At 64.0% G+C, this 26,305-nt stretch carries 8 protein-coding genes and 2 pseudogenes; 4 read left to right on the plus strand and 6 right to left on the minus strand.

Annotation, left to right across the window (positions count from 1 at the left end; translation table 11 throughout):
• Positions 1-21 precede the first annotated feature (21 nt).
• Together DB708_RS08970 and DB708_RS08975 are read left to right on the plus strand one after the other, a co-directional pair.
• Positions 22-12,394 (plus strand): annotated as a pseudogene (locus tag DB708_RS08970) (BTAD domain-containing putative transcriptional regulator).
• 107 nt (positions 12,395-12,501) lie between these two features.
• Positions 12,502-14,217 carry an aldehyde dehydrogenase family protein gene (locus DB708_RS08975; RefSeq protein WP_108921576.1) on the plus strand — a complete coding sequence of 572 codons (1,716 nt, stop codon included), beginning with the start codon at positions 12,502-12,504 and terminating at the stop codon, positions 14,215-14,217.
• 8 nt (positions 14,218-14,225) lie between these two features.
• Here DB708_RS08975 and ngg read toward each other — a convergent pair whose 3' ends face one another.
• The 3 genes from ngg to DB708_RS08990 all read right to left on the minus strand — a co-directional run bounded on the left by ngg (position 14,226) and on the right by DB708_RS08990 (position 18,214).
• Positions 14,226-16,010, minus strand: a complete 1,785-nt coding sequence (ngg, locus tag DB708_RS08980; protein ID WP_108921577.1) for an N-acetylglutaminylglutamine synthetase — start codon at positions 16,008-16,010, stop codon at positions 14,226-14,228.
• Positions 16,007-17,812, minus strand: coding sequence for an N-acetylglutaminylglutamine amidotransferase (locus DB708_RS08985; protein WP_108921578.1), 1,806 nt, complete (start codon positions 17,810-17,812; stop codon positions 16,007-16,009). The genes ngg and DB708_RS08985 overlap by 4 nt, the downstream gene beginning before the upstream one ends.
• A gap of 75 nt (positions 17,813-17,887) precedes the next feature.
• Entirely contained in the window at positions 17,888-18,214 is a 327-nt protein-coding gene (locus tag DB708_RS08990; RefSeq protein WP_235616695.1) for a nucleotidyl cyclase domain-containing protein, read from the minus strand.
• Positions 18,215-18,644: 430 nt separating this feature from the next.
• Here DB708_RS08990 and DB708_RS08995 point away from each other — a divergent pair, with 430 nt between their 5' ends.
• Complete coding sequence (locus tag DB708_RS08995) at positions 18,645-19,184, plus strand: GNAT family N-acetyltransferase (RefSeq protein WP_108921579.1); 540 nt, start codon at positions 18,645-18,647, stop codon at positions 19,182-19,184.
• 42 nt (positions 19,185-19,226) lie between these two features.
• Here DB708_RS08995 and DB708_RS09000 read toward each other — a convergent pair whose 3' ends face one another.
• Positions 19,227-20,858 carry an MFS transporter gene (locus DB708_RS09000; RefSeq protein ID WP_235616696.1) on the minus strand — a complete coding sequence of 544 codons (1,632 nt, stop codon included), beginning with the start codon at positions 20,856-20,858 and terminating at the stop codon, positions 19,227-19,229.
• 221 nt (positions 20,859-21,079) lie between these two features.
• Here DB708_RS09000 and DB708_RS09005 point away from each other — a divergent pair, with 221 nt between their 5' ends.
• Positions 21,080-21,772 (plus strand): Type 1 glutamine amidotransferase-like domain-containing protein, encoded by a 693-nt coding sequence (locus tag DB708_RS09005; protein ID WP_108921580.1) that lies wholly within the window; start codon positions 21,080-21,082, stop codon positions 21,770-21,772.
• A gap of 34 nt (positions 21,773-21,806) precedes the next feature.
• On the opposite strand, the gene DB708_RS09010 is transcribed toward DB708_RS09005, so the two are convergent.
• Both DB708_RS09010 and DB708_RS09015 read right to left on the minus strand, forming a co-directional pair.
• The gene (locus tag DB708_RS09010; RefSeq protein ID WP_108921581.1) at positions 21,807-22,139 is read right to left on the minus strand and encodes an STAS domain-containing protein; all 333 of its coding nucleotides are present in this window, start codon (positions 22,137-22,139) and stop codon (positions 21,807-21,809) included.
• Positions 22,139-26,266, minus strand: a pseudogene (locus tag DB708_RS09015) (SpoIIE family protein phosphatase). The gene DB708_RS09010 and the pseudogene DB708_RS09015 overlap by 1 nt, the downstream one beginning before the upstream one ends.
• Between the last annotated feature and the right edge of the window lie 39 nt (positions 26,267-26,305).

The raw sequence follows: 26,305 nt of genomic DNA on the forward strand, positions 1-26,305 counted from the left end.
GACGTGAGTACGCTTCCATCGGTGGAACTGGGGGTTTTGGGACCTCTCCAGGTCCGACAGGACGGATCGCCCGTCGCTATTCCGGGCGCGAAACCGCGCGCCATCCTCACGATGCTCGGGCTGCACAACGGATCAGTCGTGCCGGCCGACGCGTTGATCAAGTTGCTGTGGGGCGACGATCCGCCGCGCACCGCCGACAAGGCCCTGCAAACCCATGTCTCCTCGCTGCGCCGGACCCTGGGCGACGGCGTCGTGGTCACCGAGGGAGCGGGCTGGACGCTCAAGGGCACCGATGTGGATGCATCACGGTACAAACTGGCGGCCAAGGCGGGGCGTGATGCGGCCGCGGCCGGCGACACCGGCGATGCGGCGGCGCGCTTCGAGGAGGCGCTGATGCTCTGGCGCGGAATCCCCGAACTCCCCGACGGCCAGCGGGGGCAATCGGAGAAGACGCGCTGGATCGAAAGTCATGCCGCGCTGGTGGAGGATCGGGCCGACGCGCTGCTTGCCACGGGTCGCGTCGCCGAAGTCATCGGCGATCTCGAGGCGGCGGTGGCCGAGGCGCCGCTGCGCGAAAGACGATGGGGCCAGCTGATGCTCGCCCTCTACCGGGCCGGCCGACAGGGTGAAGCCCTTGGGGCGTATCAACGGGCACGGTCGCTACTCGCCGACGAGCTGGGAGTCGATCCGGGGCCGGAGCTCCGGCGGCTCGAGACCGCGATCGTCGCCCAGGACGCGTCGCTGGATATTGCTGTGACACAGCACCTTCCGTCGGTGACGCGCGCGGTGACTTTCCTGCTCACCGACATCGAGGGATCGACGGCCGCCTGGGAGGCCGACGCCGATGCCATGGCGATAGCACTCGCGCGTCACGACGAGCTGGTCGAGCAGGTCGTCACCTCGCGCGGCGGGCGGCTGATCAAGACACGCGGCGAGGGCGACGCGACGTTCTCCGTCTTCGATAGGCCATCGGCGGGCGCCGCCGCGGCAATTGAGTTGCAAGACGCGATCACTCACGAGCCGTGGGCATCGCGGGAGCCCATCCGTGTGCGGATGGCGCTACACACCGGGGAGGTCGAGCTTCGCGACGGCGATTACTTCGGTCGGGCGGTCAACCGGGTTGCGCGCCTGCGATCGCTGGCCGAGGGCGGCCAGATCCTGTGCTCCGGCGCGACGGCCGAACTCGTCATCGACTCGCTGGCCGACGACGTCATGCTCGACGACCTGGGGATGCGTCAGCTGAAGAACCTCGCGCGCCCCGAGCACGTTTTCGAGCTGCGACTGGAAACCGCCCCGGCCCAGCCCCAACCGGAGACAACCGAACCGCCGATGGAACGTCCCGGCCTCCCCGCCGTACTCGTAGGGCCCGGGCCGTTCGTCGGACGTGGCCGCGAACTCGAACGGCTGCTTTCGGTGTGGCAGACCGCGCTCGCGGGTGGTGTGCCCACGGTGCTGATCGCCGGCGAGCCGGGCGTCGGCAAGACACGCCTGGCCGGTGAGTGGTCGCAGCGCGCTTATGCGCAAGGAGCTGTCGTCCTGTACGGCCGCTGCGACGAGGACCTCGGTGCGCCGTATCAGCCGTTCGCCGAAGCGCTGCGTTCGCTCGTGCCGTGCATAGGCGCTGACCGACTGCGGGGACTGCGCGGCGTCGAATCCTTGCTACCGCTGGTGCCCGGGTTGACCGATGTCGTGCCCGATCTCGCTCCCCGGGCGCACCCGGATCCCGACACCGAGCGCTATGCCCTATTCGACGCCGTGGTCGCGTTGCTGGAAATCGCCTCCAAGAGTGCGCCGGTGCTGTTGATACTTGACGACCTGCATTGGGCGGCTAAGCCGACACTGCTGCTGCTGCGGCATCTGCTGCGCTTCGGCGACCACGCTCGCGTCCAGATCGTCGGCACCTACCGCAGCACCGACCTGGACCGTTCCCATCCCTTGGCCGCTGGTCGCCGACCTACACCGCGACGGCACGGCCAACCGGCTGAGCCTGTCCGGCCTCGACGAAGACGACGTGACCACATACGTCGCCGAGGCCGGCTACGACGACGAAGAGCTCGCCCACGCGTTGGCGTCAGTCACGGGCGGTAACCCCTTCTTCCTGATCGAGGCTCTCCGCCATGTCGATGAGAGTGGCGGCGTATGGGATCAGAGCACCCTGCCGCAAGGCGTACGAGAAGCAGTGAGCCGCAGACTTTCTCGGCTTCCAGCCGAGACCAACAAGGCCCTCGCCGCGGCTGCGGTCGTCGGTAGCCGGTTCGCCTTGGACCTGGTCGAGAGCGTGGTCGGCAGCGACCTGATCGACGCATTCGACGAGGCGTGCCAGGCCGGCATCGTCATCGAAGAGCCCGGCGGCAACTACCGATTCAATCACGCGATCGTCCGTCAATCGCTGCTGGCCGAGCTGGCGTCGGTGCGGCGCATGAGATTGCACCAGCGCATCGCCACAACCCTGGAGACGCAGCCCGGCGCCGATGACGAACTGCTGGCTGAGCTGGCTCACCACTACTTCGAATGTGCTTGGGCCGGAAACGCAGCCAAGGCAGTCTTCTATTGCCGACGTGCCGCGGACCAGGCGATGACACGGCTCGCCTACGAAGGTGCGGCCGACCTGTACCACCAGGCCCTGCACGCGCTGGAGGAACTTGACGACGAGCTGCCCGACCGCGACGATCTAACAGCCGAGCTGTTGATTGCGCGCTGCGAAGCCCTGCTCGCCGCGGGTGATGTGGCTTCGGCAGCGGGCGCGGTCTCTCAATTACAGGAAACGACAGTCGATTCAGCCCGGCTGGCGGCATGGGCGACATGCTTCGACGGCCAACTCTCGATGTTGATTCACCCCGAACGCTTGGACGAGGCCGAATCCGCGCTAAGCGCGGCCGCCGCCAAGCTCGCCCAACTGGACGACGCCGCCGGAAAAGCCAAGGCGCACACCGTCCGGGCAGGGTGTCTCGCCCGACTTGGACGAATCGCCGACTGCGAGATCGCGTTGGACGACGCCCTGACCGCGGCGCGGCGGGCACGCGAAAGCCGGAGTGTGAACGCTGTTTTGGCGGGCGCGCCGCTCGCGGCGTTGTGGGGGCCCAACCCGGTTCCACGCGCGGGCGGACGGTGTCTTGACGTGGTCCGGCTGCTCCGTATCACGACCGACTCCCCCGCCGTCGAGGCCACCTCGACGCGCTGCCAGGCCGTCTTGGAGGCCTTCCGCGGACGCGCCGCCGCGTCCCGACGGATGATCGACTCTGCCCGCCGCACCGTCACCGAGCTCGGCCTGCGCCATGCGCGGCTCGAAGTTGAGCAATTCGCCGGCATCGTCGAGCTGATCGTCGACGATCCGGCTGCGGCTGAATCACATCTGCGTAAGGCTTACAACGGCTTTCGTCGCATGGGTTTGGACGCCGATACCGCGGAGACCGCGGCACTGCTTGGTCGCAGCTGCCTAGCGCTCGGCCGAGATGCCGAGGCAGAAGAATTGTGTACCGAGAGTGAGCGGCTCGCGGGGCACGCGTTGAAGGCATCGATGGGGTGGCGCACGCTTCGGGCACACCTGCTGTCCCGCGGCGGTGACCACGCGGCGGCCCGCAGCGTCGCGGAAGCTGCGGTTGCGTTGGCCGAGCGGACTGACGCCCTGGTCGACCACGGCGACGCATGCCTGACGCTGGCAACGGTTTTGGCGGCCGCCGGCAATACCGCGGGGTCGCGCGTCGCCGCCGAGCAAGCAGTAAGCCTGTACGAACGCAAAGGCGCTGCGGCACTGGCGGAGATGGCGCAGCGACTTCTGAGTGAGCGCACCTTGGCCGTCGCCCCAGCTCCACCCGCAACCTCTCCCGTCGTACCGGACACCGAATGCGTGCGGGTGGGCGAACGTGTGATGGCCGCAATTCATCGCGAGGACTGGGATGAGTTCGAGCGGCTGTTCGCACCCGATGTTTCGATAGAGAGTCGCCGGAAGATCGTCGGCTTTACGCTCCCATCGGTTGCGGCGCGACGGGAGATATGGCGCGGCGTCGAGACAGGCACGATGCGGATCGACCATGTCATGGTCGCCGCGCGAGGCGAGCGGCTGGCTCTGTCTCGATTGGTGACAAGCACTGCCGATACGAGCCCGGGAGCGCCGCAAGACGAGCTTCTTCAGCTATTCGCTATCGACGACAACGGTCAAGTGGTCCGTCAAGTGTGGTTCGACGTCGACGACATCGACGCGGCAATGACCGAGCTCGACGCGGCGCATGCTCGGTTCGAAGAAGAGTATCTTGATGTGCGCAGGCTAGAGAACACGGCTGCGTTCGTATTCGAGCACGTCTGGTCGTACATGGCGACTTGTGACTGGGACGCGATGGCCCAAACCGTGGCCGACGACTACATCGGCATCGATCACCGGCGGGTGGTGAGCGCCGAGACCCAATACAGTCGCGACGTCGTGATCAGAGATCTGCAGGCGGCCGCAGAAGTTGGCTTCACGATCTCGATGGTGACCGCGGTTGCGATTCGCGGGGAGCGTCTCGTGCTGGCGCGAACTCGCGCCTCCGGCAACGACCCCGCCGCGGTACAAAACGATGCCCTCAACGTCGTTGAGATCGACACCGATGACCGGATCGCGACCGTGGTCACATACGACCTCGAAGACTTCGATGCTGCGATGGCAGAACTCGAATCCCGTTACCTCGCCGGCGAAGCCAGCGCCCACGCGGACACCTGGTCGCTGCTTTTCCGGGGTTTCGCCGCGTTCAATGAACACCAACTCCCCGCGTCGACACCGGATTGGGTGACTATTGACCACCGCCGAGGACGAGCGTTCTCCCCCGGCGAACTGGTCCCATACATCCATGCCACATGGGAACTCGCGCCGCAAGCCCGGATCTATGTCGAGACAGTGCATCGGCTGAACAACCTCGGAGCGCTCGTCACCCAAACGACGCATGGTCGGTTGCCAGATGGCTTCGACGCCGAATGGCTAGAGGTCACTCTTCTGACGGTCGAAGGCGACCTGATCAACCGCTGCGAAATCTTCGACGAGGCCGATCTCGACTCCGCAATCGCACGGTTCGATCAGCTCAGCGGACCGTCACGACGACTGGAAAATACGGCAACGCTCGTATTCGACCGCCTCTGGACGCATTACGCGGCCCGCGACTGGGATGCCGTGGCTGAAACGCTCGCCGAGAACGTTTCCGGCATGGATCACCGACGGGTCGTGAACGCCGGGACCCGACGTGGTCGAGATGCCGTGTTCGACGATCTGCAGGTGTCTGCCGACCTCTTCACGATTTCGATGGTGGATGTCATAGCAGTCCGAGGCGAGCGGCTCGCCCTTGCACGGGTGCGCGCGTCCGGCCGCGACCCCGAGGCAATTCAAAACGATGCTCTCAACGTTGTCGAGATCGACGCCGATGAGCGGATCACCACGGTCGAAATCTTCGATCTGGACGACATGGACGCGGCGTTCACCGATCTAGACGCGCGCTACCTCACCGGCGAAGCGGCGCCGTACGCGCGCATGTGGACGGCAACAACTGAGAACTACGCCGCGCTCAGCCGACACGAACTCCCACCGATGACACCCGACGCCGTGACACTTGATCACCGTCGAGCGGCCGCGTTCGCACCCGGTGAATTCCTCCAATACCTCCGTGCCGCCATCGATCAAAGCCAAAGCACCAACATCCACCCCACGGTTGTGCATCGACTGAATGAACTCGGCACGGTGATCACTCATACGGCGTATGTGACCTCAAGCGACGGCTTCGATGCCGAATTCCAAGACGTCATCGTTTCCACGCTAGCGGGCAACGTGGTCAATCACTTCGAGCTCTTCGACGAAGCAGATCTCGACTCCGCGCTTGCACGTTTTGAGCAACTGCAATCGCAAGTCCGTCCGCTGGAGAATTCGGCTAGCCGAGCAGCCGAACGCTTCCTCGCGCACTTCGCAGCCCGCGACTGGGCCACCGTCGCAGAGACATTCGCCGATGACTTCTCCAGTGACGATCGCCGGCGCGTGGTAGGCGCGGGAGTCCGACATGGTCGCGACGCCCAGGTGGCGGACCTGCGATCGATCGCCGACGTAGGGATCACGCATGTGACGTCGGCCCCGGTCGCGACCCGCGGAGAACGCCTCGTTCTGACGCGGGGCCGCCTCTCGGCTGGCCACCAAGGATCTGAGACGTTCTTCACCGAGTCGTTTTCCATCGTCGAGGTCAACGCCGAAGGTCGGATCGTCGCACTTGTCTCGTTCGACCTCGAGGACGTCGATGCCGCCTTCGCGGAACTCGATTCCCGTTATCTCGCAGGCGAAGCGGCTGCTCACGCGCGCACCTGGTCGGCAATCACGGAGGGCTATGCCGCGCTCAGCCGGCACGAACTCCCCACGGTGACGCCGGATTGCGTGTCGATTGACCATCGCCGGGCGGCCGCCTTCGCGCCTGGTGACCTGAGCCAGTACATCCGCGCAGTGATCGATGAAAGTCAAAGCACCAGTATTTTCGTCTCGACCGCGCACCACCTAAGTGAACTCGGTGCGGTCGTCACCCACTCGGCTTATGGAACCTCGCGGCAGGGTTTCGACGCCGAATGGCACGAGGTTGCCCTGTTGACCGTGGTGGGCAACGCGATCAGCCGCTGCGAGCTATTCGACGAAACGGATCTCGACGCCGCGCTTGCCCAGTTCGAGGAACTGCATCCGCCAGCGCGTCGGCTAGAAAACACGGTAAGCCGAGCAACCGGTCGCTATCTGGAACGAGTCGTCGCCCACGACTGGGACGCAGTGGCGGAGGCGCTGGCCGATGACTACGTTACCGACGATCGCCGTCATGTGACTGGCGGCGGCATCTTCGGCCGAGATGCCGAGATCGCCAGCGTGCAAGTGCAAGCCGACCTCGGCGTAACGGCGATAGTGCCGACCGTCATTGCGGTCCGCGGCGAGCGCCTCGCCCTCGCTTTGGCCCGCTACTCAGGTCGCGGACAAGAGCACGAGACGTTCGAAGCAGAGATGCTGATCGTCTTCGAAATGAATGCAGCAGACCGGTTCACAGCGGCCGTCGCGTTCGACTCCGACGACATCGATGCTGCTTTCGAAGAACTCGATGCGCGATACCTCGCCGGCGAGGCGGCTGCCCACGCGCAAACGTGGTCGATCGTTGCGGCTAGCTACGCGGCACTGAATCGGCATCAGCTCCCGTTGACGGCACCGGACTGCGTCAACATTGACCACCGACGGGAGACAGCATTCGGGCCCGCCGACGTGACCGCGTATTTCGACGCCGGGTGGGACGTAGAGCAAGACATCAATGTCTATGTCGAGCAAGTGCATCGGCTGAGCGACGTCGGAGCGGTCGTGACTTACGCGGCGCATGAGACCTCGCAAGAGGGACTGAACGCCGAGTGGCGAGGGATCGCGGTTTTCACAGTCGAAGACGACATGATCAACCGAACTGAAGTCTTCGACGAGGCAGACCTTGACGCCGCCCTCACGAAATTCGTGGAATTGCAACCGAATCCTCGGCGGCTGGTAAACGCGGCGTCTCACGTCTATGAACGCTTCCTGAGGTGCTTCGACACCCGTGACTGGGATGCGATCAACACGATCGTGGCCGAAGACATGTGCCATGACGATCGCCGCCGGATCGTGAGCGCAGGGGTCCGACTTGGTCGCGACGCTCAGGTTGAAGACATGCGGGTGCTCGCCGACATGGGAATGCACGGGACGTCTGACGTCATAGCGATCCGCGGGGAACGCCTTGTTCTCAGTCACATTCATGGCTCGAACGTCGATGTCCAGTCGCAGACCTTCCTCATCGACGTGATCGACGTTGTCGAGATCGACAGCGACGGTCGGATGATCGCAGTCGTGACGTTCGACCCCGACGACGTTGACAACGCCTTCGCCGAACTCGACGCGCGATACCTCGCCGACGAAGCGGAACCCCATGCGGATGCATGGTCGGTGATCTCAGCTGGCTATGCCTCGATGAACCGGCACGAGCTCTTCCCGACGACACCGGGTTGGGTGAACATCGATCACCGGCGGCCCGGGATCATCGAGGAGGGGGGCCTGAACGCATCCCTGCTTTCGCTGTGGAAGCTCGTGCCGGACGTCACCTTCCGGGCGACGGCTGTGCATCGCCTGAGTGACCTCGGAGCGGTTTGCAGCCATGTGGCCCACGGCGTTTCGCAAGACGGCGTCGATGCCGAGTGGCGGGGAATCGAAGTTATGGCCGTCGACGGTGATCTGATCAATCGCTGCGAAATCTTCGACGAGGCAGACCTCGACGCCGCCCTCGGACGCTTTGAAGAACTTCAGCCGCCGATGCCGCAGTTGGAGAATTTGGCGAGCCGGGTCGCGGAGCAATTTCTGGCGCATTTCGCGGGCGGTAGCTGGAACGCCATGACGCAGCTGCTCGCCGTCGATACCACCTCGGATGATCGCCGCCGAGTTGTGAACGCCGGGATCCGGCACGGCCGAGATGTCGAGATCGCGAATTGGCGGGCCACCGCCGACGTTTGGAGCACGGATGTGCGATCGACCGTGGTCGCGACCCGCGGGGATCGCCTCGCGCTCATTCGCCTGGTCCTCGCCGGACCAGGTCAGCCATCCGAGGCGTTCAACGTAACAGCGCTCGCCATCGTCGAGATCAACGCCGACAACCAAATCGCAGCCACAGTCGTGATCGAACCCGACGACACCGATGCCGCGTTCGCCGAACTCGATGCACGCTATCTCTCCGGTGAAGCGGCCGCTCATGCGCGCACATGGTCGGCGATCACGGCATGCTTTGCCGCGCTCAATCGACGCGAGCCGCTGCCGACCACGCCGGACTTCGTGAGCATCGACCATCGCCAGACGGTAGCGTTCGATTCTGGTGAGCTGATCGCATTCGTTCGCGCCGGATCAGACCTCGACGAAGACATCACTCGCGTCGAGTCCGTAAGTCATTTGAACAACTTCGGTGCGGCCGTCACCTTCACGACGCATGGAACCTCGCGTGAGGGCTTCGACGCCGAGTGGCGGGCAATCGCTGTTTCGACGGTCGACGGCGACCTGGTCAACCGCTGCGAGCTATTCGACGACACCGACCTCGACGGCGCGCTCGCACGGTTAAAGGAACTGCACCAGCCGGCGCCCCAGCTGGAGAACGCGGCAATCCACGTGCGAGATCGGTTCTTGGCCAGCTTCCTAGCTCGCGACTGGGACGCGATCCGCGTGATGCTGGCCGACGACCACTACAGCGATGATCGTCGGCGCGTAATCGGCGCCGGCATCCGCCGCGGCCGAGATGTACAGATGGACGAATTGCGGGCGGTAACCGCCGAATTCGGAACCGTGACCATGACGTCGGTCGTCATTGCGACCCGTGGCGAGCGCCTGGCTCTCTGCCGTGGCAGCTACATGGGTCGAGACCAGCGACCAGGGGCGTACCAAATCGATGCCCTTACCATCACCGAGATCAACGCCGACGAGCAGATCGCGGCGGTTGTCATGTTCGACCCCGACGACATCGACACCGCCTTCGCCGAACTCGACGCGCGATACCTCGCCGGCGAAGCCGCTGTACATGCGCACACATGGTCGCTTATCACGCAGGTTTACGCCTCCCTCAATGGAGGTGAGCTCCCCCCGGTGACACCGGATCTGGTGGATATCGATCATCGGCCACTGGCCGCGATCGGATCTGGCGACCTGACGGCATACGTCGCTGCCTCGTTGGAAGACATGGCGATCAACCGCATTTACGTTGAGGCCGTCCATCGTTTGGGCGACCTGGGTGCTGTCGTGAGCCATGCGGCGGACGGGATCTCACACGAGGGGTTTGACGCCGAGTGGCGAACGGTCCAACTTCTGACGTTCGAAGGCGACCGGATCAGCCGCTGCGAGATCTTCGACGAGGCGGACCTCGACGCAGCACTCGCCCGGTTCGAGGAGTTGCAACCGCAGACACCGCGGCTGGAAACCGCTGCCACGCGGGTGTACGAGCAGTTGCTGGTTGATTACACGGCCCGCGACTGGGCTGCTATCACCGGAATTCTGTCCGATGATCTCTTCAGCGACGATCGCCGCCCTCTGGTGGGGGCTGGGATCCGGCCCGGCCCAGATGCTTTGGTAGAAGACTTGCGGGCCACAGCTGCCGTCGAGGTCACCAACGCAACGTCAGACACCATTGCCACCCGCGGGAGCCGCCTTGCCCTCACTCGTGCCCGATACTCGCGCAGCAGCGACGGGCCCGAGGCATTCCACGTTGACTTCCTGCAACTAGTCGAGATCGACGCCACCGCGAGAATCACGGCGCTCATCGCGTTCGCCCCCGAGGAACTTGACGGCGCCTTCACTGAACTCGAAAGCCGCTACGTCGCGGGAGAAGCAGCTGCCCGCGCGCAAACGTGGTGGGTGATTGCTAATGCCTACACCGGATTCGCTCGGCACGAACTTCCTCCGATGACAACGGATTCGGTCTACATTGACCGTCGATCGGTCGTATCGATCGAGGGCGTTGAACTGGCCGCGTCCATGCGTGTCGTGTGGGATCTCATACCGGATGCCGTCGCCTACATCGAGACGGTGCATCGACTGAGCGAACTCGGAGCCGTCATCACGCAGGTGCTAGTAGGAACTTCGCACGAGGGCTTTGACGCCGAAGCTCGGATGATCGCCGTTTTCACGATCGAAGGTGACCTATTTAACTGCTTCGAAATCTTCGACGAGGCAGACCTCGATGCAGCGCTCGCGCGGTTCGACGAGCTGCACCCACAGGCGCGGCGACTCGAAAACGCGGCAACCCAAGTGGCCAAGCGTTTTCCGGTGTATATGACGGCAAGCGACTGGGATGGCATGACGGAGATTCTGGCCGCCGACATCTCCATCGACGATCGCCGGCCCGGTGCCAATGCCGGAATCCGACGCGGTCGGAAAACCGCAATCCAGGACATGCGGGCGGCTGTGGACGTCGGTTTCAAGAACATGACTTCGACCGCGATTGCAACCCGTGGCGAGCACCTTGCCCTCATGCTTGTCCACGCATCGGGGCCAGCAGCCCAGGATCCCGACGCATACCAGCTTGATATTTATCATGTCGTCGAGATCGACACCGACGGCCGGACCGTGGCTGTCGTGGTCTTCGACTTCGACGACATCGACGCTGCGTTCGCGGAACTCGATGCGCGCTATCTCGCCGGAGAGGCAGCCGCGCACACACATACCTGGTCGGCCATCGCGCAGGCCTTTGACGCGCTGAATCGAAATGAAATCCCGCCGACTACCGGCGAATTCGAGGACGTCGACCACCGTCTGCTTGCAGCGGTCGGGCCGGGTGACCTGAAGGCATACCTCGGAGCTGCGCTAAAAGATGCCCCGCAGACTCGCATCTACGTTGAGGCCGTCCACCAGCTGACCGACCTCGGGGCTGTCGTCACCCACGTGGCGAAGGGAACATCACGAGACGGGTTCGACGCCGAATGGCGGATAACTGACATCTTTACCGTCGAAGATGATCTGCTTAGCCGCTGCGAGATGTTCGACGAATCAGACCTCGACGCCGCGCTCGCGCGGTTCGACGAGCTCACCCGGCCAGCACCACTCCTCGAGAACGACGCGACCAGGGTATGGACACCACTCATCGACGCATTCAACCGACGCGACACGGATGGTCTCCTTGCCCTCGGCACCGCGGACGGACGATTTGAAGACCGGCGCAAAGGCCTACGTGATGTCGTCGAGGGTCCAGAGCGGCGGAAGGCTGTGCAGGCCGTGATGGAGACGGCGCCCAGCGGCTGGCGGTTGGAGGTGGAGCCCATCGCCGTGAGGGGCTCCCGCCTTTCGCTGACCCGCGCGTGCTATCGCGACGTCGATGCCGCCGATCGACCGATCGCCGTCGAGCTGTTGCACGTCACCGAACTCGGCGACGGCGGCCTATTGCATGACACCTTGAACTTCGACTCCGAGGACATCGACGGCGCCTTCGCGGAACTCGAGGCTCGGTACCTCGCCGGCGAGGCAACCGCACACTCGCGTACGTGGTCAGCCATCCTGCGAGTGTTCGAAGTGCTCAATCGAGGTGAATTGCCCACGGCGACACAAGACTTCGAAGATGTCGACCATCGACGCGGCGCGATGCTAGCCCCGGGTGACCTGATGAAATACCTTGCTGCCGCGCGGGATGACTTGGTGAGCAGCCGTGTCTACCCTCTTTCTGTTCATCGGCTCACCGACCGTGGTGCGGTCGTCACCCACACCGGGCAGGCGACGTCACGAGAGGGCTTCTACGCCGAGTGGCGCATCACCGACGTCTTTATGGTCGACGGCGACCTGATTAACCGCTGCGAGATGTTCGACGAATCAGACCTCGACGCCGCGCTCGCGAGGTTCGACGAGCTCGATAGTGAGCTGAGCAACCGCCGTCACTCTCCTTGACAATCGTCCTTGCCAACCAACTGTGACCGTGGATTTCGCCCATACCCGGGCCTACGTTGCACTTAGGGGAGCGCCGACGTCCGGTCTACGTCCGAGGAGGGCCGTCAATGACTGCAGGGACAACAACGGACACACCTGCACTCGAAAAGGCACTCGAAGAACTATCTCGGGGCGCGCCCGGCTGGACGGCTTCGTCATTGGACGAAAAGGTGGCATTGCTGGAAGCGCTGCCCCGCAAACTTTTTGACGTTGCTCCGCAGATGGTAGCCGCTGCCCTTGACGCCAAAGGCATTTCGTCGAGATCCAGCTGGGCTACCGACGAATGGACAACCGGCGTGTGGGTGCCCATCCAAGCCATCAACACGCAACTGCGCGTTCTCGAGCGGATCCTCGCCGGTAAGGAACCGGTCGACGCCGGCGCCGTGCACACCCGGCCCGATGGACAAGTCACCGTCGACATCTTTCCGCTTACCGCGTACGACCGCCTCTTATTCCACGGCTACCGCGCCACCGTGTGGATCGAGCCGGGCAGGAGCGCTGTGCAGACACGTAGGGAGGCCGCCGGGATCTACCGCGGCCAGACCCCCGGCCGGCCCGAAGTCTGCCTGGTGCTGGGTGCAGGCAACATGAGTGCCATCACGATGCTGGACGTGATCGACCAGCTGTACGTGCGGGGCAACGTGTGCGCCTTGAAGTTGAACCCGGTGAACGACTACCTCGGACCGTTCTACGCAGAGATCTTCAGCGACTTCATCTCCCGCGGTTGGGTTCGCATCCTGTACGGCGGCGCCGACGTTGGTGGTTACCTAGCCGGTCACCCCAAGATCGATTCGATCCACATTACCGGCTCAGCGGCCACCTACGACGCGGTCACTTGGGGCACCGACGACCGCACCGCAATCCGAAAAGCCATCAACACACCGCTCCTCGACAAACCGATAACCGCGGAACTCGGCGGCATCAGCCCGTTCATCGTCGTCCCCGGTGAATGGAGCGATGCAGACCTGAGATTCCAGGCCGAGCACATCGCGACAACCAAACTCGCCAACTGCGGCCACAATTGCAATGCCACCCAGGTGCTCGTCATACCGCAGAACTGGCCATTGGCCGACAAGCTCATCGCCGAAGTCCGAACGATCATCCGCGATGCCGAACCCCGTCCACCGTACTACCCACGCTCGCAGGAGAAGACAGCGCAAGCGTGTCAGGGTATGCCCGGCACCGAATTCCTCTGCAGCGAAAAGACCCGTGCCCTTATCACGGACGTCGACCCCGACAGCGGAGCCAGTATCCTGACCGATGAAGTCTTTGGGGGTGTCCTGGGGATCGTGCGGCTCCCAGGCGACACACCAAAGAAATTCCTGCACAACGCCGTTGAATTCGCCAATGATGTACTCCCCGGGTCTCTCGGCGCGGTCATCGCCATTGACCCCAAAACCCGCAAGCACAACGCCAAAGCTCTCGATGACGCTGTCGCACGCCTGCGCTACGGTGCCATCGGCATCAATATTTGGAGCGGCATGGTTTTCGCCCTGGCACCCTGGGGCGCCTACCCCGGCAACACCCCGCAGGACATCGGCAGCGGTATTGGCATGGTGCACAACCCTTTCATGCTGACGCACCTGCAGAAAGCCGTGGTCGAGGTTCCGTTCCGCCCGGCGCCACGCTCGTTCTTCGGCGGCGAGATGACGCTTTCACCAAAACCGGTGTTCTTCATCACGAATAAAACAGCCCGGACCACAATGCAGCGATTGATTAAGTTCGCCGTACACCCCAACCCGGCTGCGCTGCCAGGAATTTTCGCCGCCGCAGTACGCGGGTAAGTCACCCGTCAATCGTGGTGGGGTTGTGGCTCCTCGGGAGTCCAGGCCGTCGGTACGCCTTGCTGGCCGGGAAATAGGAAGTCGACGAAAGCCGAAGCCGTAGGTTGCGGTTCGTGGTTGGCCAGGCCCGGCCGTTCGTTGGCCTCGATGAATGCGTACTCCACGCCGGTGATGTCGGGCACGAGCAAGTCGATGCCCGTCACCGGGATGCCGATCGCCTCAGCCGCCGCGACCCCGACCCGACAAAGATCCGGATGCACCTGCGCGGTGACGTCGTGGATCGTGGCGCCCTGGTGGAGGTTGGCGGTGCGGCGAACGCGAAGCCGAATTCCTTCGGGCAGAACGTCGTCCAGCATCCACCCTGCCTCGCGGACAGTCTCCTCGGTCAGGTCGTCGAGCGGTATGCGAGACTCGCCGCCGGTGGCCGCGGAGCGCCGCCGGCTCTCGGCTGCGATCAAGTCCCGCACGCTGTGCTCCCCCGTGCCGATGATCTCGGGGGGCACCCGCAGCGCCGCGGCGACGACCCGGCCGTTGATCACCACTAACCGAAGGTCATCGCCTGTTACCCGCTGCTCGATCAACACCTCCGGGTATTGCTCCCGGGCCCGCCCCAGAGCCGTAGCGAGGTCATCTTCGGCGACAACGCCGACGGTGATGCCCTTGCCCTGTTCTCCACGAGTCGGTTTGACGACGACCTCTCCGACCTCGTGCATGAATGCGTAATCGTCGTCGTTAAAGGTGGCCAGGCGGGCACGCGGCACCGTGATGCCTGCCTCGGAGAACCGGCGCCGGGCCAGCCGCTTGTCGTCGCACCGGCACATCGCGATCGCCGAGGTGAACTCGGATAGCGACTCGCGGGTAATCAGGGTCCGGCCACCCAGAGACAGTCGCATCTCGCCGGTCTCGGCATCGAGAACCTCGACCCGAATCCCTCGGCGCAGCGCCTCGTCGGCAATGATCCGCGCATACGGATTGAGATCATCGACGGTCTCCGGCGGCGGGCTGAAGAGCGGCTCATTGATCGCGTTCTTCCGCTTGATCGCCAACACCGGAACCCGACGGAAGCCCAGCTTTTCGTAGAGGGCAATGGCGGCGGCGTTGTCATGGCCGACCGAAAGATCCATATAGGCGCGGCCCGCAGTCCGGAAGTGCTCGGCAAGCGCCCGGGTCAAGGCTTCCCCTATGCCGGGCAACCCGGCAGCCGGGTCGACCGCCAGAGTCCACAGGCTCGACCCGTGCTCCGGGTCGGAGAACAACAACTCGTGGTCGACACCGGTCACGGTGGCCACCACTTCACCGTCCTCGTCACGCACCGCAACCAGGTAGGTCACCGCGTCCGCGTCGAGATGGTTGTTCCAGATCGTCTCCACCGGCCCGGGAACCATTCCGCAGCGCACAAATACGCGGTTCATCGCGTCCGCATCCGTAGCGTCATTCAGCGTGCGCACCGTGACACCGAGCGGTGACGGCGCCAGCTCTTCGTCGTGCGCGGGAGTAAAGCGCAGCCGATAGGTATGGCTGGGATCGATGAAGAGCTCGGTTGGGGCTCGGGCAATCACCACATGAGATTCGCGGGCGTAAATGCAGATATCGCGCCGCCCGGGCGCTTCTCGTCTCAGCGCTTCGGCCAGCGTGTCGGGATCTGCGAATGTCTGACCGAAGATAAGTCGGCCCCAACCTAATTCGAGCTCGACGTCCTTGGCCATCGCATCCACCATGCGCGGCGGCGATGCGTCGTGCAGACCGAGTGTGATCGCCTCGGGGTGGTCGTCTGACGGGTCGATGACGGTCATGCGGCCGGCCCTGTCACGCCGTGGCGCTGCAGCCAAAGCTCGAGCAAGCCAATCTGCCAGAGTTCATTGCCACGCAGAGGTGTCAGCTTGCCGTTGGGGTCGGCCAACAACGCGTCGACCGCCTCGGCATCAAACAGCCCGCGCTCCTTCGCGATTGGCGCGTACAGCGCGTCGCGGATCAGATCGAGATAAGGGCCTTCCAGGTGGGTCAGCGCGGGAACCGGGAAGTAGCCCTTGGGCCTATCGATGACCTCCGACGGGATCACCCGTCGCGCAGCCTGTTTGAGTACGCCCTTGCCCTCGTGCGCGATCTTCAATTCTGGCGGACAGGTCGCGGCCAACTCGACCAACTCGTGGTCGAGAAACGGAACCCGGCCCTCCAAACCCCAGGCCATAGTCATGTTGTCTACCCGTTTCACGGGGTCATCCACCAACATCACCATCGAGTCGAGCCGCAGCGCACGATCGACACCGGTTTCGGCGCCGGCCGCAGCAAAATGCTCGCTGACGAAATGCGTGCTGGGATCTCCGGGCGCGAATTTTCCCGGCCCTAATAGTGCTTCCACGCCAGCCGCGTCGCGGTCGAAGAAGGCGCCGCGGTATTCGGTGACGGCACCCGCGAGGGTCGCGGCGGCCTGCGAACCCATCGGCGGGTACCAGTGGTAACCGGCGAACACCTCGTCGGCACCTTGACCCGACTGAACGACCTTGACGTGCCGGGCCACTTCCTGGCTGAGCAGGTAGAAGGCGACGCAGTCATGGCTGACCATCGGCTCACTCATCGCGCCGATCGCCCCGTCGAGAGCCGGAAGCATCCGGTCGGTTCCGATGCGAATCTGATGGTGATCGGTGTCAAAGCGCTTGGCGATGATGTCCGAATACTGGAACTCGTCGCCCTTGACGCCACCTGCCGACTCGAAGCCGATGGAGAAGGTCGACAGGCCATGCTGGCCGGCTTCGGCGAGCAGGCCGACGATCAGGCTCGAGTCGACACCGCCGGATAACAGGCAACCGACCGGCACGTCGGCGACGAGTCGGCGTTCAACAGCGAGGCGCAGGCTCGACAGCACGGCGTCTTCCCAGTCCCGCTCGGACCACCCGGCGCGGTCCGGGTGCCTGCTGAAGTCGGGCGTCCAGTAGGTCGTGGTGGTCGACCGACCGTCGGGCTCGATGGCAACGAGCGTCGCGGGCGGCACCTTGCGCACGCCGCGCAGGATGGTGGCCGGTGCCGGTACCACGGAGTGAAATGTCATGTAGTGGTGCAGCGCGACGGGATCGATCCGGGTGTCCACACCGCCGCCGGCCAGCAATGCCGGCAGCGTCGACGCGAATCGGATGCGGTGGCTGTCCTGAGTCAGGTACAGAGGCTTGATACCCAGCCGATCCCGGCCAAGCAATACCCGGCCGCTGTCGCGCTCGACGATCGCGAATGCGAACATGCCTTTCAGGCGGCTGACGAAGTCGTCACCCCAGCGGTGGTAGGCCTTGATCAGAACTTCGCTGTCGCTGGTCGAAAAGAACCGGTAACCGTGACCTTTGAGCTCGTCACGCAATTGCTGGTAGTTGTAGATGCAGCCGTTCCAGGCGATCGTCAGACCCAGGTCCGAATCGACCATCGGTTGAGCTCCGTGCTCGGTCAGGTCGATGATCTTCAGGCGACGATGTCCCAGCGCAACGCGCCCCTGTGACCAGACTCCGGCACCGTCCGGCCCCCGTGGCGCCATCACGGCAACCATGGCCGAAACCGCTGCTACATCGGGTACGCGATCGTCGAGTCGCACCTCACCGGTGGCTCCGCACATATATTCGACCCTAACTGCGGCCAAACGAAAAGGAGACGTCGGTACCGCAGCTCGCGTGTGACCAGGGCGTTCGCACTATGTGCGGCTACCCCCGCCGGTGTCGTGATGTACCGCGAGGACGGGCCACCGGTCCGGTACAGATTTCAGTCGATGACGGCCGCGGTCGTCGAACGCGAGTCCGGATCCGAGTACAAGCGGCGGGACCGCACCGGAGACCAGGACTTCGTCAGGTCGGGCGATGCCCATGATTCGCGCCGCTGTATGTATCGCGATGCCATGCACATCGCCGTCCTCCACTTCGATCTCACCCGTATGCAATCCGCAGCGCACCTGAGCAACGGGACCGCGGATCGCGTCAACGACGATGCACGCCGGGTGATTCGTTGGCGCGGACTCCGTCACGGCACCCTTTGCACCCCTTTTGTTAAACGGGATTACCACCGTCGTTCACCTATCGGACGATAGTGGGATGTGCCGTGAAATATGTTGCAGCCGATTCGGATTCGCCTATAGGGTGAAGCCATGATCAAGAACAGCATCGGGACAATGTTCATCGGCCACGGCGGCGGCGCCGGCGGTGGCCGTGGTGGTGGCGCTGGTGGTGGCCGCGGTGGCGGTGCCGGCGGTGGCCGCTAAAGCTAAATACCTTTTCCTTTGCGCCCCTTGACTTCTCATTGCATAGTTGTGGGCGCCGAAGTGTGCGCGGCGATAGTCCCGTTGAGGCAGCTATGCCTCAACGGGACTCGCTGTCGTATATGGATGTCCCGCTAGAGCACGACAAGATCCGCACCCGCGATTAGCACCTTGGCCACCCGACTGGAAGACTGCTGATATGCAAGCGATCAGCGGCACCGTGCGTTCGGCTTCCCCACAAGACGCGGCCGCTTGCGTAGCGATCTACCGCCCGTATGTGGAGAACACGGCGATCAGTTGGGAGCTCGAGGCACCAACCCCCGACGAGATGGCTTCGCGTATCGCCTCGGCCCAAAAAGCCCACGAATGGCTGGTTCTCGAGGATGACGATCAGGTCATCGGCTTCGCCTACGGCCACGCAATCATCAGCCTGCCGTCTTTCAAATGGTCAGCCGAGACGGGCATCTACATCGGCAGCGACTATCACCGCGCAGGCTGGGGCCGCAGACTTTATACCGAAGTGCTGCAGCGGCTTGCCGACCGCGGATACCGCCGAGCATTCGCCGGCATCACCCAACCCAACCAGGCCAGCAACGCATTTCACCGATCCTTCGGGTTCGAAGATGTTGGCGCATACCGGCGCGTCTATTGGAAGCACGACAGGTGGCACGACGTCGCCTGGATGCAACTCGATCTAGGCACAGCCGACCGCGAAGGACCGCCCGGTCCAATCAGCTAACGCACGCCGATTATGTTGCGCCGCTGTCTCATAGCGCCGCTCTCACCGGCGGGTACGCAACGCAACGTAGTACTCGTGCCGTCGGGTTTGGTCGACGGTATAGCTGATCGCTTTCATCACGCCGTCAGTATCGACCTCCACCCAGCGCTCGGTGCGCTGGCGTTCAAATTCGCTCCACGATGCGACGGTGAACCTCTCAAGGAATGAATTGGGTTCTTCGACACTGTGATACAGCCGCCAACTGTGGCCGCCCGTTCGCAGCCGTGACTGCCTGACCTCCCGCATCGCTTCGACGAAGTCGTCGAGATTCTCGGGCGGCACGTGGTAGCGCACGGCTACCAGCACCGGTCCATCTTGAGGGCACGGTTCAAACACGAGCGTCGGTGTCGGCCAGGCGCTGGAAACCTCGACACTTTCCGTCCCGGTGCACGGCCGCAGCGGAAGGACGGCAACGGTGAGGGCGACAACGCCCAGCACCGCCGCCGACCACAGCATCGCGACGTCAAGTCCCCACCGGGTGGCAAGGACGCCCCAGATATAGGCGCCAAGCGCCTGAGACCCGGTGGAGACCAGCAGATACAACGACAATCCGCGGGCCCGAACCCATCGCGGCAGCGACAGCTGCGCTGCAGCGTTCAGCGTCGTCAACGTGATCAGCCAAGCCATCCCCGACAGCATCAAGAAGGGAAGCGCCGCGGTAAACGGCAGCCAGACCACGGCCAGTGGCGCAAGGCTGTACGCGACGGCCGACATCGCCAGCAGCACGTTGTCCGACATCCGTTCGTGCAACGGCCCGGCGGCAAGGACTCCGAGTATGGCGCCAAAACCGATGGCCCCCAGCGCTACACCGTAGCCGCCGGCTCCCAGATTCCATGTGTGTGCGGCCGCCACCGGAAGCAGAGCCAGGATGGCCGAAGCAGGAAAAAGGAAAAGAGCTGTGCGTAACAAGATCCTGCGAAAAATGGGGCTGTTGTCAATGTATTGCAGTCCGGTGATGATGGCCTGGCCGAAGTGTTCTCGCTCGAGTGGCGCGACTTGCCTCGGCCGGTTCCACAGCCGCAGTGCAATGATGATTGCCGAGAACGACACGGCGTTGATCGCGAAGACTGCCGAGGGGCCAAGCCAGGCCACCACGATGCCGCCGATTGCCGGACCCAACGCCCGAGTCGAATTGGCCGAGACGCTGCCCAGTACCGAGACGGCCGGTATCTGCTCACGCGGAACAACCTCGGGCTGAATTGCCTGCCAGGCCGGACCGGTTAGCGCAGCAGCGAATCCGATGGCCAAGGTGAACAGCAAGAGTGCCGTCGGGGTGAGACGACCAAGGTTCGTCAGCAGCGCGAGGGCAAGCGCTACCAGCACGGCATACGACTGCAGAAAAATCAGCAGTCGGCGCCGGTCGAACAGGTCGGCAAGCACGCCGGCGAACAATCCCAAGAGCAGCGTCGGACCCAGACTCGCGGTCTGAACCAGGGCCACGATGACGTCAGGGCTGTGCTTTTCCACCAAGAACCACTGCGCCGCCACGGCCTGCATCCAGGTCCCCATGTTGGAGATGAACTGGGCGATAAATAGGCCCCGGTACACGCGATTACGCAACGGCGCCCACGTAGACGGTTTCCCTCCGTCGGCACGCTGCTGGTCTGGAATCACCGGTGCACCGATGGTCGACAACCCCTCTGCTCGGCCAACGCCATTCGCGTTGTTTTCAGAATTAGAAGTTTATGACATCGGTCGCCGGCCCTCGCAGCACGGATCCGCACCCGGACCATCCTCGTCACCCCTTGCTGGGCCAAACGGAGCTACTGCGGGTTGGCGTACTCCGCATTCGCTGGTACACAACGACTCTGGCTGTTGACGAGTACCCGAGGACTCCTCGCCGATAAGGTGGCCCCATGTCGGGCTGCTCACGCCAACCGCTCTACCTGCTGGCGGACAGTCAGCTGCTGTTCTGGAAGCTGCGGGACCGACTGCTGCTCGAGATGGCACTCGACGGGTTGGGCCCGGACACAAAACCGCGCGCGGCCTATGTCGGTGCCTCGAATGGGGATCGTCTGGAGTTCTACGAGATCTTCGAAGCGGCGATGGATGCGGTTGGAATCACCAACCGTCGAATGATCAATTCGTCGTTCGGCCCTGACGACCGCACCTTCCTAGAAGGCGCCCAGCTGATCGTCCTCGCAGGCGGCGATGTGCATCTCGGCTGGACCACGTTCGAGAGAACAGGAATGAAGGATCTGATCCTCGGCCGGTATACCCAAGGCGCAATCCTGGTGGGCATTTCAGCCGGCGCGGTCCAGCTCGGACAGTATGGACCGGTAGAGGCGTCGGAATCCGCTGAGTTGCTCGACGTGTTCAACCTCGTCCCCGCGGTCGTCGACACGCACGACGAACGAGCCGACTGGGCGCGGCTGGCGCGCACGATTCAGTCATTGCAGGGCTCGGCCACCGGGCTCGGAATCCCGTCCGGCGGCGGAGTCATCGTGCATACAGATGCCAGCATTGAGCCGCTGCGGCGCCCTGCGCACCAATTCCGTTTCGACGGAGCACACGTCATGCACTCACTGCTTCCCGCCACAGAGGTGTAACTGATATAACCTGCACGACAACGCAATACGCGAACTACGCGTTGTCTCCCAGCTGGGCCGGTGCGGCCTCGAGGGTCGCGATCTTGTCGAGACCGCTGATGGTGAGGACCCGAATTAGCAAGGGGTGGACGATGATGTGCAGACCGTCGACTTTGTCGGCATGATTGAAAAGCACATTGATTCCCGCGCTGTCCAGGTACCTGACCGTGCTGAGGTCGATGGTGATTGGCCTTCGAGTTCCCGCGCTCGCCGTGTTGAGTGCCTGGATCAGCTGGGCGACGTTGCTGAGATCGATCTCGCCTGTCGCAGTCACCCGGGGCGCCCCGTCGGGGCCGTCGTCGGTGTTCAGACTGAGCTCTGCGGCCATTAGGCGATCCTCGCGTACAAGTGAACTGTGGTGCCGGCTTCGGTGGAGCGAATTGTGATGTCCTCCACCAGACCTCGCATCAGGATGATGCCGCGGCCCCGATTGCCACCGGGGGCTGTGCGCGGTGTCTTCCAGGTGCCGCTGTCGATGACCGTCACGTGCAGCGAGTCGACGACTGCGGTCGCTCGCAATGAGACGGTGCCCGCGCTCTGGCCGCGGTAACCGTGCTCGATGGCGTTGGCGACGGCTTCACCTACGGCGGTGAGCACGTATTGAATTTGTTCTGGCTCAATGCCCGCCTGGGCCAGCCAGCCGCGCAACGCATCGCGGCTCGGGGCGAGGTGATCGACATCGGCGTCGAATCTCATCGCCAGTGGAGCGGGCTGCCTATAGAGCAGCATGGCCACATCGTCTAAGTAGCCGCTCCGCGGCTCGAGTCAGACCATGAGATGGTCTGCCACCTCATCGAGCGACTGCGAACGACCTTCCTTCACGAGATCGGTAGCACTGGCGATGCCGTCGTCGATCGAACGACCGCGGCGTTCGACTAGACCATCGGTGTAGAGCAGCAGCGTCGACCGCGGCGGCACCGTCAGGCGATTTTCCGGTCGAATCCAATCCGGTCGCAGCGCCAGGGGCAGCCCGTGTTCGCCATCCAGCTGCTCGGCGGTTCCGTTGGCGTGCACAATGATCGGTGGCGGATGACCGGCATTGGAGTACACGATCTCACCCGTGGTCAGGGTGAGCACCGCGCAGAACGCAGTGGTGCAGCGGGCACCGGGCAGGCGCGCGGCGAAGCGGTCCAACCCGGCCAGCGCCGCACTGGGATTGGGCTGGTCGAGCAGCAGTGCACGACAGGCACTTCGGAGCTGACCCATCACCGTGGCAGCAGCCAACCCGTGACCGACACAGTCGCCGACCATCAATGCGATGCGCCCGTCGTCGAGATCGACGACGTCATACCAATCGCCGCCAACCTGTAGCGGGTGATTGGCGGGGTGATACCGGACCGCAAAGCCTCCCGGCAGATTCGACGGGCCGAGCATCGCGTGCTGCAGTGCCAGGGCGGTTTCGCGTTGCTCGTCCAACTGATAGACGCGATGCAGACCTTGGCTGAGCCGCCCGCCCAGGACCTTCAGCAGGTTGTGATCCTCAGAGGTGAACGGCCGTTGCTCTGACAAGTCGATCCAGACGACCAGCACTCCTCGGGGATGCTGCAGTGAAATGCCTGCCGTACCAGCCTCTCCGGTGACCGTGGTGAGCAGATCGGAATCGCGGAGCGACTCGATCAGCTGCCGGTGGCGGGGCGGCAGTTCGGCCCAACCGCAGGGCTCACCGGCGAAGACCAATGCCGGCGCGGTCTCGTGGGCAGCGTCGCGGGCGAACGTCGCGGCCAGAACGCGGCGAGCGTTCCAGGTCTGACGTAATACACCGACGGCCCCTTGCAAGGTTTCGTCAAGCGTATCCTCTTGTGCCAGTTGCTGATTCAATCCAGCCAGGGCAAGCTGGCTCTGCACGACGTAGTGCTCGGTCGTGATGTCGCGCAGGGTGCCGACCACAATCCGGCGACCGGTGTCCGGGTCGGCCACGTGGTTGAAGTTGGCCGCGACCCACAGTCGGTGGCCGTCCCGGTGGACTACCGGAGCGCTGAAAGCGCCGTGGGCCTCGTTAACCAGCTGCTCGAAGACCCCCTCGACCTGCCGGTAAGCCTCCGGGTTGGCCTCGGCCTCCGGCCACCAGGGGTGGGGGACTTCATAGGGCAGCTGTTCGGAGCCGTAGCCCAGGATCTCGGTGAACGCGGCGTTGACCTCGATGACGGCACCCTCTTCGTCGCAGACAAAGAACCCTTCCTGTAGCGAATCCACCAGGGCGGTGCGCCAGCGGGTGTGGTGGCTGCGCAACCGGGACAGTTCGACGTTGACTCGCACCCGCGCCAGCAGCTCGGCAGCGGCGAACGGCTTGACCAGATAGTCGTCCGCGCCGGCCAGCAAGCCTTCGATCGAGGCTTCCTGACCCGCGCGCGCCGACAGCAGCAGCACGGGTAAGGCAGCGGTGCGCGGGTCACTGCGCAGCGCCGCGAGCAGTTGCAGACCGTCCAGCTCGGGCATCATGACGTCGCTGATGATGAGGTCGGGAAGTTGCGCGCGGACGGCGTCCAGCGCCTGCCGCCCGTCGGTCACCCCGGTGACCTGGTACCCGGAAGTCTGCAGCAGGTTCGTCAGGTATTCACGCATGTCGGCGTTGTCGTCGGCGACGACGACACGTGTCGGTTCACCGTCTTTTCGAGCCGGCGCGACCGCCGTCATCATCGCCGTGGTGCTGGTGTCGGGCGGTGTGACGCCGGGCAGCCAGCGCAAGGCTTCCTGCACGTACGGTTCGGCGATCACGCCGAGTACCGGACGCTCTCTCGGTGGTGCCGACACCTCGTCGGGTGGAAGATGGGCCGCGCCGAAGGGCAATCGAATGACGAAGCGGGTGCCGGTGCCTTCCTGGCTCTCGACCGCGATGGTGCCACCGTGCAACCCGACAAGCTCTTTGACCAGAGCCAACCCGATTCCACTGCCCTCCGTGGATCGTGCCCGGACATTCTCAACGCGGTGGAAGCGCTCGAAGAGCCGGGGCATTTCGGTGGCGGGTACCCCGATTCCGGTGTCGGACACGGTAACGATGGCATTAGATTCGTCGCGGCTCGCCGCGACCACGACCGACCCTTCGAACGTGAACTTCAACGCGTTGGACAACAGGTTGAGGATCACCTTCTCCCACATCTCGTGATCCAGATAAACCGGTTCGTCGAGTGGCGGGCAGTCGACCGTGAAAGTCAGGCCGGCCCGGTCGATCGCCGAGCGGAAGACACTGGCCAAATCGGCGGTGACGGTTGATAGGTCGACGGGCTCGAACCTGGCCCGCATTCGCCCCGCCTCGATGCGCGAAAAATCCAACAGCGTGTTGACCAACTTCGCCAGCCGCAGGCCGTTGCGATGAATGAGTTCTAACTCTTGGCGTGTCTGCTCATCGAACCCGGCCACCCGGGCCCGCAACTCGTCGACCGGCCCGAGGATCAAGCTGAGCGGAGTGCGGAACTCGTGGCTGATGTTGGAGAAGAACGCCGTCTTCGCCCGGTCGAGTTCGGCCAGGCCCTCGGCGCGCTGCTGCTGAGCTTGATAGCTGCGCGCGCTGCCCACGCCCGCGGCGATGTAGCCCGCCACGAGCTCCACAAAGCCGCGGTAGCCGTCGTCGAGCTGGCGGTACCGATTCAGACCAGCCACCAGGAATCCGACTGGTTCCCCACCCTGCTGCAACAGCGGCACCACGAGTGCCTGAATAGGCGGCTCCGGCCAAGCGCCGGTGGGCAGGTCCAATGAGTCGCCGTCGAGCTCGATCAGCTCGGTTTCGCCCTGCGTCAACTTGTCGATCGGCCACGCGGAAAGGGCGCCGCCTGGAAGTATTTGCGGCGCCGCCGGATGCCCGGGCGCGACTCCACTGACACCGGCCAGCTGCGCTTCGCCGTGATCACCGAACAGATAGGTGAGCGTGAACGGGAGGTCGTACGGGTTGTTCGCGAGTTGGTGGGCGGCGTAGTCCAATATCTGACGCTCGGTACGCACGACGCTCGGATCTGAGCCCAGGTCCCGCAGCGTGGCTATCCGACGCTGAGCGATCACCCGATCGGTGTCTTCTCGGACTACGCAGAGCATCCCGACGACGCTCGCGTCCTCGTCGCGCAACGCGCTGTAGGAGAAGGTGTGATACGACTCCTCGGGGTAGCCCGAGCGCTCCAGGATGAGCATCAAGGCCTCATCCCAGGTCGCCTCCCCCGTCGCCAGCACGCTCTCGATTCGCGGACCGATGTCGTTCCAGATTTCCGCCCAGACGTCGCTGGCCGGGCGGCCGAGCGCCCACGGGTACTTGCGGCCCAGGGTGTCCCGGCGATAGGCGGCATTGCAGAAGAACGTCAGTTCCGGGCCCCAGGCCATCCACATCGAGAACCGCGACGACAGCAGAATGTTGACCGCCGTGCGAAGGCTTTGTGGCCATCCCTGCACTGGTCCGAGTGGAGTGGACGTCCAGTCGACGGCGGCTAGATCGCGGCCGATCTCCTGGTCTGCCCGGAAAACCACTGCCATCCCTCTCGAAATGTGACATGCCCAGCGACCGTTACCTAG

Source organism: Mycobacterium montefiorense, assembly GCF_003112775.1.
Lineage (GTDB): Bacteria > Actinomycetota > Actinomycetes > Mycobacteriales > Mycobacteriaceae > Mycobacterium > Mycobacterium montefiorense.